Source organism: Aurantimonas sp. A2-1-M11 (genome assembly GCF_036549475.1).
Classification (GTDB): domain Bacteria; phylum Pseudomonadota; class Alphaproteobacteria; order Rhizobiales; family Rhizobiaceae; genus Aurantimonas.
The window spans coordinates 1-10,230 of record NZ_JAZHLI010000097.1 but is presented as its reverse complement, the minus strand read 5'-3'; the positions used below and the strand labels follow the sequence as shown (position 1 = coordinate 10,230).

General features: G+C 67.7%; 10 protein-coding genes and 1 pseudogene. 3 read left to right on the top strand and 8 right to left on the bottom strand.

Features of this window, described 5'->3' with window-relative positions; translation table 11 throughout:
• Positions 1 to 323: 323 nt before the first annotated feature.
• Positions 324 to 1,577 (bottom strand): ROK family transcriptional regulator, encoded by a 1,254-nt coding sequence (locus VQ042_RS23190; protein WP_331822656.1) that lies wholly within the window; start codon positions 1,575 to 1,577, stop codon positions 324 to 326.
• Positions 1,578 to 1,843: 266 nt separating this feature from the next.
• On the opposite strand from VQ042_RS23190, the gene VQ042_RS23185 reads away from it, so the two are divergent.
• From VQ042_RS23185 to VQ042_RS23175, 3 genes are all read left to right on the top strand, one after another.
• A complete protein-coding gene (locus VQ042_RS23185) occupies positions 1,844 to 2,872 on the top strand; it encodes a sugar ABC transporter substrate-binding protein (protein WP_442880193.1) in 1,029 nt (342 codons plus the stop codon).
• A gap of 115 nt (positions 2,873 to 2,987) precedes the next feature.
• Complete coding sequence (locus VQ042_RS23180) at positions 2,988 to 4,058, top strand: ABC transporter permease (RefSeq protein WP_331822655.1); 1,071 nt, start codon at positions 2,988 to 2,990, stop codon at positions 4,056 to 4,058.
• Positions 4,034 to 4,837: an ATP-binding cassette domain-containing protein gene (locus VQ042_RS23175; RefSeq protein WP_331822654.1), complete on the top strand. Its 804-nt coding sequence runs from the start codon at positions 4,034 to 4,036 to the stop codon at positions 4,835 to 4,837. The genes VQ042_RS23180 and VQ042_RS23175 overlap by 25 nt, the downstream gene beginning before the upstream one ends.
• A gap of 59 nt (positions 4,838 to 4,896) precedes the next feature.
• Here VQ042_RS23175 and VQ042_RS23170 read toward each other — a convergent pair whose 3' ends face one another.
• From VQ042_RS23170 to VQ042_RS23140, 7 genes and pseudogenes are all read right to left on the bottom strand, one after another.
• Positions 4,897 to 5,688, bottom strand: a complete 792-nt coding sequence (locus VQ042_RS23170) for a hypothetical protein (RefSeq protein WP_331822653.1) — start codon at positions 5,686 to 5,688, stop codon at positions 4,897 to 4,899.
• 58 nt (positions 5,689 to 5,746) lie between these two features.
• The gene (locus VQ042_RS23165; protein ID WP_331822657.1) at positions 5,747 to 6,577 is read right to left on the bottom strand and encodes an ABC transporter permease; all 831 of its coding nucleotides are present in this window, start codon (positions 6,575 to 6,577) and stop codon (positions 5,747 to 5,749) included.
• Positions 6,578 to 6,591: 14 nt separating this feature from the next.
• Positions 6,592 to 7,392, bottom strand: a complete 801-nt coding sequence (locus VQ042_RS23160; protein ID WP_442880192.1) for an ABC transporter ATP-binding protein — start codon at positions 7,390 to 7,392, stop codon at positions 6,592 to 6,594.
• 164 nt (positions 7,393 to 7,556) lie between these two features.
• On the bottom strand, positions 7,557 to 8,177 hold the full coding sequence (locus tag VQ042_RS23155) for a hypothetical protein (protein ID WP_331822651.1): 621 nt from the start codon (positions 8,175 to 8,177) through the stop codon (positions 7,557 to 7,559).
• A gap of 77 nt (positions 8,178 to 8,254) precedes the next feature.
• Positions 8,255 to 9,271 (bottom strand): YVTN family beta-propeller repeat protein, encoded by a 1,017-nt coding sequence (locus VQ042_RS23150; RefSeq protein WP_331822650.1) that lies wholly within the window; start codon positions 9,269 to 9,271, stop codon positions 8,255 to 8,257.
• A 358-nt stretch (positions 9,272 to 9,629) separates the two neighbouring features.
• On the bottom strand, positions 9,630 to 9,866 hold the full coding sequence (locus tag VQ042_RS23145; RefSeq protein ID WP_331822649.1) for a sulfurtransferase TusA family protein: 237 nt from the start codon (positions 9,864 to 9,866) through the stop codon (positions 9,630 to 9,632).
• A 61-nt stretch (positions 9,867 to 9,927) separates the two neighbouring features.
• Positions 9,928 to 10,230: pseudogene (locus tag VQ042_RS23140) on the bottom strand (hydroxymethylglutaryl-CoA lyase); the annotation flags it as partial.

The window sequence follows — 10,230 nt, the reverse complement described above, 5'->3', positions numbered from 1 at the left end:
TGCGCTTCGTGCTCGGCGTGCGATACGGCGCGAGCGCGCGGGACCAGGATTTCGTCTGTGCGTCGGCGGCGGCGCCGACTGTGTCGATGGTGGTCACGAGGTTTCCAAGCTGAATGTCCTCGCCATGCGGCCGAGCGCAGCCGGCCGGTGGGGCTGCAGGCTTCTGGCGGAAGAACGAGGAAGGTTGCGGGAGCGAACCGGCTCGCGCTCCTCCGAGGCAGGGAGTATTCCCTGAACGTGGATGTAACATCGCAGCACGATGAGACAAGGATGCGACGCGCACTTCGGCGCGAAATCACCGTGACGTGTGCATCGCGTCCGTCTCAACCGGCCTCGATGGAGAGACCTCGGTGATCGAGCAGGAACCGTGCGAAGAAGGGCAGGCTCGCCGAGCCGATCTCGCGCGCGCTGGCGCCGATCGTGCCCGCCCTGATGTCGAGGGGCGTCAGGCCCTGGCGCCGCAGCCGCACCATTGCCCGTTGCGTGGCGGCCACCAGTCGCGTGCGCACGCTTTCGGGAAAGCCGCCGTCGATGACCGCGCATTCGAAATCATAGACCGCGCTGGCCGACACGATGGCATAGGCGAGACCACGCGCGGCAATCCCTAGCCAATGGTCGAGCACCGGTCCCAGATCGTCCCACGCTGCGGGATCCTTCCACAGGATCAGCGGATCGCCGCCCTCGGCCGCGATCATCTTTTCCAGGACATGAATCGAGGCGAAATTGATCAGTTGCTCGAACCCGTCCAGCCGCACCCCGGCCACCCCCTCGCGTGCCGCGCGGGGCACCGGCATCGAGCCCAGCGCGCCGGCATTGCCGGTGCGCCCGGTCACCAGATTGCCGCCCATGACGATGCCACCGCCGACGAAGGCGCCGACGAAGAAATAAACGTAGTCCAGCGACCGCGTATCGCCGAAGACGTTCTCGGCGGCGCAGGCGGCCGTCGCGTCGTTGGCGAGATTCACCGTCAGACCGGTGATCTCGGCCAGATCGCCGACGATGTCGGCATCGCGCCATTCGTCCATGCGCCCGGCAGGGGCGTCGATTTCCTCGGCCCAGGACCACAATTCGTAGGGCATGGCGACGCCGAGACCGACGATCCGATCGTGCAACCGACTGTCGAGCCCGGCAATGACACGCGCCTGCGCCCCACGCACGAAGTCGAGGACGGGCGCGAGTTCGGGATAGGCGTAGGTCGAGCGTTCGCGGGCCCGCACGGTGCCCAGGAAGTCCATCAGCACCAGTTCGACCGAGCGCCGGCCGATCTTCAGGCCGAGGGAGAAGGCGCCGGCCGGATTGAGGCGCATGGGAATGGACGGCTGGCCGACGCGGCCGCGCCGTGGCTTGTCGCGCAGAACCAGCTGCTCGGCTTCCAGCGCGCGCATGATCACCGATGCGGTTTGCGCCGACAGGCCGGTACGCCGGGCGATTTCCGCCTTGGCCAGTTCCCCGTGCCGGCGGATCAAGCTGAGCACGGCGCGCTCGTTATGGGCCCGCAGGCCGGACTGGTTGGATCCGCGCATGCGGCCCGGCGCCGGTTCGCGTCCGGATGAAGGACCTGCGGCGTGCGGATCCATGCGCCTTCTCCTCCTCGCCGATAATCTCCCGGCTGCTCGACGCGAGCGACTAGCGATCCATGTCGCTGAAGGCGGACCGCCGTATCCCCGCAGGCTTGCACCCCCAGTCCAGCCCGTCAATTAATAAATCACGCTGATTTACAATCGTTGACAGGGTTCATCGCTTGGTGTTTCGTGTGGAGGACCGGGTTGGCGAGGAGGCCGGCCCGGCGCGCTTCATGGCGCTGCCCGTCGGCAACGACCGACAGAACTGGGAGGTTCTCACCGTGACATTCCGCACCCTACTTGCATCCACCGCCATCGTCGGTTTCGCAGCCCTGGCCACGCCGGCCGTGGCGCAAGACGCCAAGACCAGCGCCTGCCTGATCACCAAGACCGACATCAACCCCTTCTTCGTCAAGATGAAGGAAGGCGCGTCGGCCAAGGCCGAAGAGCTCGGGATCGAACTTTCCACCTATGCCGGCAAGATCGACGGAGACCATGAAACCCAGGTCCAGGCCGTGGAAAGCTGCATCGCGGCGGGCGCCAAGGGCATCCTGATCACCGCCTCAGACACCAAGGCGATCACCGACGTGGTCGGGCGCGCACGCGACAGGGGCCTGCTCGTCATCGCCCTCGACACGCCGCTGGAGCCGATCGACGCTGCCGATGCGACCTTCGCCACCGACAATTTCAAGGCCGGCCTGCTGGTCGGCGAATGGGCCAGGGCGACGCTCGGCGACAAGGCGGCGGACGCCAAGATCGCCATGCTCGATCTGTCGGCGTCGGCCCCCTCGGTCGACGTCCTGCGCGACCAGGGCTTCCTCAAGGGCTTCGGCATCGACATCAAGGACGAGACGACGATCGGCGACGAGGACGACCCGCGGATCGTCGGCCACGACGTCACCTCCGGCAACGAGGAAGGTGGCCGCACGGCCATGGAGGGCCTGCTCCAGCAGGATCCGGGCATCAACCTCGTCTACACGATCAACGAGCCGGCCGCGGCCGGCGCCTACGAAGCGCTGAAATCCTTCGGCATGGAGGAGAACGTGCTGATCGTCTCCATCGACGGCGGCTGCCCGGGCGTCAAGAATGTCGAGGAGGGCGTGATCGGCGCGACCTCGCAGCAATATCCGCTGGAGATGGCGTCCAAGGGCATCGAGGCGATCGCCCAGTTCGCCAAGGACGGCACGGTGCCGCAGCCGACCGAAGGGCTCGATTTCTTCGACACCGGCGTCAACCTCGTCACCGACGCGCCGGTGGACGGCGTCGAATCGATCAGCGTGGCGGAAGGCCTCGATCGCTGCTGGGGATGATGGTCGAACGGGCGGCCCTTCGCGGGTCGCCCCTTCTCATTCTTGCGAGCCTGCATCCGCCCTTGGCCGGCCGGCCTGATCCGGACCGCCGCGGGGCCAGCCGGAGGTAACGGACATGAGTGAACCGACGAACCGGGGGGCCGATTACGAATCCTCCCTGGCGGGCAGCGACGGCTCGGTCGCCGCCTTCGAGCGCCGTTCGCGCGGCCCCCTCGACGCGCTCCAGCATTTCCTGCACGGCGCGCCGACCATGGTGCCGGTGATCGTGCTGCTCCTGTCCGTCGCCGTCTTCGGCATGGTCTCGAACAATTTCTTCTCCGCCTTCAACCTGTCGCTGATCATGCAGCAGGTGGCGATCGTCGGCATTCTGGCCGCCGCCCAGAGCCTGGTCATCCTGACCGCGGGCATCGACCTCTCGGTCGCCGCGGTGATGGTGATGATCTCGGTGATCATGGGCCGGCTCGGCGTCGAGGTGGGGCTGCCGGTGCCGCTGGCGATCCTCGCCGGCTTCGTCGTCGGGTCGCTGACCGGCCTGCTCAACGGCCTGCTGGTGACCAAGCTGCGGCTGCCGCCCTTCATCACCACCCTGGGCACCTGGAACGTCTTTCTGGCGCTCAACTACTATTTCTCCAACCGCGAGACGATCCGCAGCCAGACGCTGGATGCCGAGGCACCGCTGCTGAAGCTGTTCGGCGAGCGCTTCACCATCGGCGGCGCGGTCCTGACCTGGGGCGTCGTCCTGATGGTCGCGATCTTCGCGGTCCTCTGGTTCGTGCTGAACCGCACCGCCTGGGGCCGCCATGTCTATGCCATCGGCGACGACAAGGAGGCCGCGGAACTGTCGGGCATCCGCACCGATCGCACGCTGATCTCGGTCTATGTCGTCTCCGGCCTGATCTGTGCCCTGGCCGCCTGGGCCTCGATCGGCCGCGTCGGCTCTGTCAGCCCGACCTCCTTCTTCGAGGCCAATCTGGAATCGATCACCGCCGTGGTGATCGGCGGCATCTCGCTGTTCGGCGGCCGCGGCTCGATCCTGGGGCCGATGATCGGCGCGCTGATCGTCGGCGTGTTCAATTCCGGCCTGCGCCTCGCCGGCGTCGACGTGCTGTGGCAGCTCTTCGCCACCGGCTGGCTGATCATTCTCGCCGTCGCGATCGACCAATGGATCAGGAAGGTCTCCGCATGAGCTCGTCCCAGACTCCCGTCCTGTCGGCCCGCGGCGTCGTCAAGAACTACGGCCGCGTCACCGCCCTCGACCATGCCGATTTCGACCTCTATCCGGGCGAGATCCTGGCGGTGATCGGCGACAACGGCGCCGGCAAGTCCTCTCTGATCAAGGCGATCTCCGGCGCCGTCAGCATCGACGCGGGCGAGATCCGGCTCAACGGCGAGCCGATCCGCTTCACCTCGCCGATGCAGGCCCGCGACGCCGGGATCGAGACCGTCTACCAGAACCTCGCGCTGTCGCCGGCCCTGTCGATCGCCGACAACATGTTCCTCGGCCGCGAGATCCGCAAGCCGGGCTTCATGGGCAAGTATCTGCGGATGCTCGACCGCACCGCCATGGAGCGCATCGCCCGCGAGAAGCTGACCGAGCTGGGCCTGATGACCATCCAGAACATCGGCCAGGCCGTCGAGACCCTGTCCGGCGGCCAGCGGCAGGGCGTCGCCGTCGCCCGGGCCGCGGCCTTCGGCTCCAAGGTGCTGATCCTCGACGAGCCCACCGCCGCCCTCGGCGTCAAGGAATCGCGCAAGGTGCTGGAGCTGATTCAGGACGTGCGCTCGCGCGGCATGCCGATCGTGCTGATCTCGCACAACATGCCCCATGTCTTCGAGGTGGCCGACCGCATCCACGTCCACCGCCTCGGCCGGCGCCTGTGCGTCATCGACCCCAAGACGGCGACGATGAACGACGCCGTGGCGCTGATGACCGGCGCCAAGCAGCCAGAGCCCATCGCGGCCTGAAGCGCCGTGTCTTCGACGGGACGCCCCGGCTTACCGGACGATGCCTGCGGCCGCCCCCGTCACAGCGCGGAGGCGATGGCGCGGCCGAGGCCGAAGGCGCGCCGCTCGATCAGGATAGGCACCTCGCAGACATAGGTGAGGGAGTTCCGCCGCTCGTCGAAGATGCGGGTGTCCCACAGGAGCGCCTGGCGGGCATTCTCGATGTCGTTGTTGCTCGATGCCGGGTCGCGCTGCAGCCGGGCGAATTCCGCCGATTTTTCCCGCAGGCTGGCGGCGAAGGCCTTCTGCTTCGAGCCGTAGCGCTCGATGCCGGTCATCACGTCGGTGCGCTCGTTGTTCAGCCGGGCGAGGATGTCGACGAAGAGCGCGGTCGCGGCGGCGTCGCGCTCGCCCTCGGGCAGGCCGGCCACATGGTCGCGGATCATCGCCTCTGCCTCCTCCAGCGGCAGGCGCCGTGCCACGACCTGGTCGATCAGCGCCCGCATTTCGGGCGTCCGCTCGACGGTCTCGGCGAGGGAGAGGTCGGGCCCGGCCCAGATCTGTGCCGGCGTGATCGTCGCGACCCGTCGCTGCACGCAGGGCCAGTCGGTGGTGCCCACCTCACCGTCGCGGGCAAAGGCCATCGGATCAGCCGGCGCGGTGTCGTTCGTAGCCGGAGTCTCCGCATCTTCCGCGGCGTCGGCGGGCGGCGCATTGGTGGGGGCGGGGCCAGGCACCACGAAGCCCTCGGGGATGGCGCGCGGCGTGGCGCCGTCCTGCGCCAGTGCCGCGTCGGTGCCAAGGGATGCGGCGAGGGCGAGGAACGACGCGGCGGCAAGCGCGGTGCGGCGTGCGGTGAGACTGGTGAACATGAAATCCTCCCTGGATCGCGGTGCGCGGCGCGGCATCGACGGCGCCGCCGCGCGCCGCCTATTGCTGGCGCTTGCGGCTGATCAGGCCGCGCTGGGGATCGTAGGACATGATCGCGCCGCCGAGAAAGACGACGGTGCAGCCGACCACGATCGCCAGCGCCGGCCCGTTGAACTGGCCGTAGAGCGCAAAGCGCACGAGTTCCACGGCATGGGTGAACGGGTTGAACAGGCAGATCTTATGGAGCAGCGGGCTCGATTCCTGCACGCGCCACAGCGGGTAGAGGGCCGAGGATGCGAAATACATCGGGAAGATCACGAAGTTCATCACTCCGGCGAAATTCTCCAGCTGCTGGACCAGCGAGGACAAAAGCATTCCGAGCGAGCCGAGCATCAGGCCGGTCAGGACCAGCGCCGGCAGCACGAACAGATAGCCTGACCAGTGCGGCTGCACCTCCCAGAACCAGGCGATGGCGAAGAACACATAGACCTGCAGGATGCCGACGGCCACGCCGGCCCCGAGCTTGGAGACCAGCAGGAACCAGCGCGGCAGCGGCGACACCAGCAGCGTCTTCATCGTCCCGGTTTCCCGGTCGTACACCATCGACAGCGACGATTGCATGCCGTTGAACAGGAGGATCATGCCGACCAGGCCGGGCGTGATGTAGACCTCGTAGAGGATGTAGGTCTGGTAGGGCGCGGTGATCGACACGCCGAGCACCTGCCGGAAGCCGGCGGCGAAGATGAACAGCCACAGGAGAGGGCGCACCAGCGCCGAGACGAAGCGCTCGCGCTGGTGAAGGAAGCGCAGCGCCTCGCGTCCGACGATGCCGCGCAGGCAGATCGCATAGGCAGAAGCCGGAAAGCCGCGGGGCGGCTCGCGGCCGGCCATGTCGGTGGTTGCGCTCACGGGATCGCCTCCAGATCGGCCTTGCGCGTCGCCAGCCCGGTGAGGCGCGAGAAGGCGTCGCGGATCGAGCCGGCGCTTTCCGCCGCAACGACCTCCGGCACCGGGCCCTCGGCCAGAACCTTGCCGTGATGCAGCACCACCACCCGGTCGCTCTCGTCGATCTCGTCGATCAGATGGGTCGCCCACAAGACGCTGACGCCCTCGTCGGCGACGAGGCGGCGCACTTCGGCGACGATCTCGGCGCGCGAGCGAATGTCCAGCCCGACCGTCGGCTCGTCGAGCAGGATCAGCCGCGGCCGGTGCATGAAGGCGCGCACGATCTCGATGCGGCGCAGTTGCCCGCCGGACAGGTTGCGGGCCTTGTCGCCGAGCCGGTCGCGGAGTTCCGAACCGTGCAGGATCTCGTCGATCCGCTGCTGTGCCGCGCTTCGGGACATGCCATGCAGCGAGGCGTGATAGGTCAGGTTCTGGCGGATCGACAATTCCAGATCGAGGGTGCGCGCCTGGAACACCACGCCGAGGCGGCGCAGCGCTTCGCCCGGATGCCGGGCGAGCGGCCAGCCGAGTATGTCGATCTGGCCGTTGCGGACGTTGAACAGGCGCGTGACCAGGGAGAACAGTGTCGACTTGCCGGCGCCATTGGGGCCGAGCAGCGCGGTGAAGGAGCCCTGCGGAACCGAGAACGACACGTCGTCGAGCGCCTGGCGCGCGCCATAGGCATGGCCGACATGAGCGACACGAAGGGCGGGTGGTGGTGCGGCGACGGTGCCGGGAGCGGGGACGATGCGAGCCATCATTGTCCGTTGCGGTTGAGCGGTCGGGCGCACACTAGCCTGCCTGGCGGTACGAAGACAGATCGTCGCCGGATGCCGGTCGGATGCCGGATAGCGAAGGCCCGCACACCTGGAAGGTGATACGGGCCGAACGCAGGTTGACTTGGAGAACGGCCGTCAGGCGCGGCTTACGGGACGACGGTGATCGTTCCGCGCATTTCCTGATCGCCATCCAGCCCCTCGACGTACCAGTCGTAGCGACCCGGCCGGATCGTCTGGAACGACACGCTGATCGTGCCGTGGGCGTCGTATTCCAGCCATGCCGGCGCGCCGGCCATGTGGACTTCGAGATCGGCGATGACGATCTGGTTCATCCAGACATTGCGGAAGAAGCCGGGAGCGTTGAACTTGTATTCGACGTTGCCCTCCGACGAGATATCCCACCGATAGGCCTGGTTGGAACGAAGATAGATGTCGTTGTGGCTGACCGCGAAGGGCTCGCCGCCCTGGCCGAGAACCAGCGGCGTGACGATCTGCGAGGAGAGTGACGCAGGCGGCAGGCCGATCTGGTCGCCGTTGAGAGCACTTGCCGGCATCATTTCCGACCCGGCGGGGATGTTCAGTTCGCTGGCCGTCGGCACCAGCGCGGCGCTGCCGCCGCCTGCATCGTCGTCGTCATCATCATCATCATCATCGTCATCGTCCGCGGTGGCAGCCGGCGTACTGCCAGCGGCATCCTGCGCGGACGCGACGGTGATCGGCGCAAAGGCCAGTGTCGCTGCCATCAGCGAGAGCCAAAGTGGTTTCATGGGGTGAATCCGCCCTTCCAGTGGGTAATTGTAGAGATGAGATCGGCAGCCCCGCCTCCCGAGGCTGCCGACGGGCCTCAGCGATCCGGCGCGACGGCCACGCCCCAGGGCTCGCGCCCCACCTGGACCGACTTGATGACCTCGTCCGCCGCCACGTCGATGATCGAGATGTCGTTGGAAATCCCGTTGGTGGTGAACAGATGCGTCTCGTCCGGCGAGAAGGCGAGCTGCCAGACCCGCTGTCCGACAAGCAGATAGTCGAGCACCTCGTAGGTGTTGCCGTCGATTACCGCGATGCGGTTGGCGGGTCCGAGCGCCACATAGGCCTTGGATCCGTCCTCGACGATCCGCACGCCGACCGGCTGGATCGCCTCGGGGCGGATGCCGGGGATCTCGAAGGTGACCTTGTGCTTGATCTCCTTGGTCTCGGCATCGATGACGCTGACCGTGCCGCCGATCTCCGAACTCACCCAGACCTCCGATCCGTCCGCCTTGTACTGGGCGAAGCGCGGCCGGGAATCGACCAGGACATTGGCGGTGATCTGCTGGCTGTCGCGGTCGATGAAGTGGGCCATGTTCGTCGTTTCCGACGTGTTCACGATCGTCTCGCCGTCGGGCGAGATACCCATGCCCTCGGGCTCCACGCCGACCGGGATCTCCGCCAGCCGCGCGCCGGTTTCCAGATCGATGACGGTGACGAGGTTGTCGTCCTCGTTGGCCGCATAGAGCCGGTCACCGTTCGGCGAGACGACGAGAAGCTCCGGATCCGGGCCGGACGGCAGGGTGCGGATGAACGCATAGGTCTCGGTGTCGTAGACCTGGATCGTGTCGCTGTCGCTGGCGCAGATATAGAGGTGCTCGCCATCGGGACTGACGGCGATGCCGCGCGGCCGCTGGCCGACGTCGAAGGTGTCGATCACCTCGAAGCTCTCGGAATCGAGCACCGTGATGTCGTTGCCCTTCTCGTTGGACACGAAGATCTTGTAGGCGAAGGCGGGGCTCGCCGACATGGCGAGTGCGGCGGCCAGTGCCGCTAGGGTCAGTCGTTTCATTCTTCCTCCCGGCGGGGCATGCCCCGTCTGCGTCTGTTTCAACGGCCTCGAATGGCGAGCGGACCTGCGCCGACCCGCATCTGCGCGTACTGCGCCAGCTGGCCGCTTTCCGGCGCGCCCGGCGCCCGCTTCGTCGCAGTGGGCGGCCGGCGAATATCCACCCCGATGGCCCTCCCAGGCCGCGGGCAAAACAACCCGGTCGCCCCGGCCCCGCTGCCTTTGGGAGGGGCAGGAAGCCGGGAAACGACCGTTGCACAGACGCTAGCCCGGCTTCTTCCCGCCCGGCAACGGGACAAGTTCCCGTCTTTGCGGGCGTCAGGTTCAGGGGGTTGGCGCGCCTGCCGCCGCGGGCTTGCCACCAGCGCCTCGGTGGCGGGAGACGGGCGGTGCCGGCCGACTGTCAGGCCGAGGCGGGGCCGAGCTTTTCGATCAGGAAGACGCTGCGATCGCCGTCGCGCTCGCTGGTTTCGAGCCGGTGCCCCATCTCGTCGACGAGATGGGGAATGTCGATGACCGCCAGCGGGTCGGTGCAGCGCACTTCCAGCCGCTCCCCTGGCGCGATGGCGCCGAGCGCCTTGCGCGTCTTCAGCGCCGGTAGCGGGCATTTCAGCCCGGACAGATCGAGGATCGTGGTCATGAACCGACGATGGCCGCGCTGCGCCGGCCCGTCAATCGGGCCCGGTGTCGCTCGGGCCGGATCACCCGGTCGCCTGCGCGCCAGGGCCGCCCTGCGCGTCACCCTTGCCGGACATGGCGATCCGCCAGGCGGCGCTGTCGAGGGGCTTGTCGCGCCAGTCGGCGAGTAGTGCGGCGGCGTCGAGGAGGCCGGCGGGGTCGACACCGGTGGCCACGTCCATGGCGTGCAACATGGCGACGACGTCCTCGGTCGCGCTGTTGCCGGTGGCGCCGGGGGCGTAGGGACAGCCGCCGAGCCCGCCGACGGCGGCGTCGAAGGACAGGATGCCGGCCTGCAGCCCGGCCAGCGTGTTGGCCAGCGCCTG

Bases quoted from the DNA above. Each gene is read 5' to 3' on its own strand.
- VQ042_RS23190 (WP_331822656.1), bottom strand. From the start codon at position 1,577: ATGGATCCGCACGCCGCAGGTCCTTCATCCGGACGCGAACCGGCGCCG.
- VQ042_RS23180 (WP_331822655.1), top strand. From the start codon at position 2,988: ATGAGTGAACCGACGAACCGGGGGGCCGATTACGAATCCTCCCTGGCG.
- VQ042_RS23175 (WP_331822654.1), top strand. From the start codon at position 4,034: ATGGATCAGGAAGGTCTCCGCATGAGCTCGTCCCAGACTCCCGTCCTG.
- VQ042_RS23170 (WP_331822653.1), bottom strand. From the start codon at position 5,688: ATGTTCACCAGTCTCACCGCACGCCGCACCGCGCTTGCCGCCGCGTCG.
- VQ042_RS23165 (WP_331822657.1), bottom strand. From the start codon at position 6,577: ATGGCCGGCCGCGAGCCGCCCCGCGGCTTTCCGGCTTCTGCCTATGCG.
- VQ042_RS23160 (WP_442880192.1), bottom strand. From the start codon at position 7,392: ATGATGGCTCGCATCGTCCCCGCTCCCGGCACCGTCGCCGCACCACCA.
- VQ042_RS23155 (WP_331822651.1), bottom strand. From the start codon at position 8,177: ATGAAACCACTTTGGCTCTCGCTGATGGCAGCGACACTGGCCTTTGCG.
- VQ042_RS23145 (WP_331822649.1), bottom strand. From the start codon at position 9,866: ATGACCACGATCCTCGATCTGTCCGGGCTGAAATGCCCGCTACCGGCG.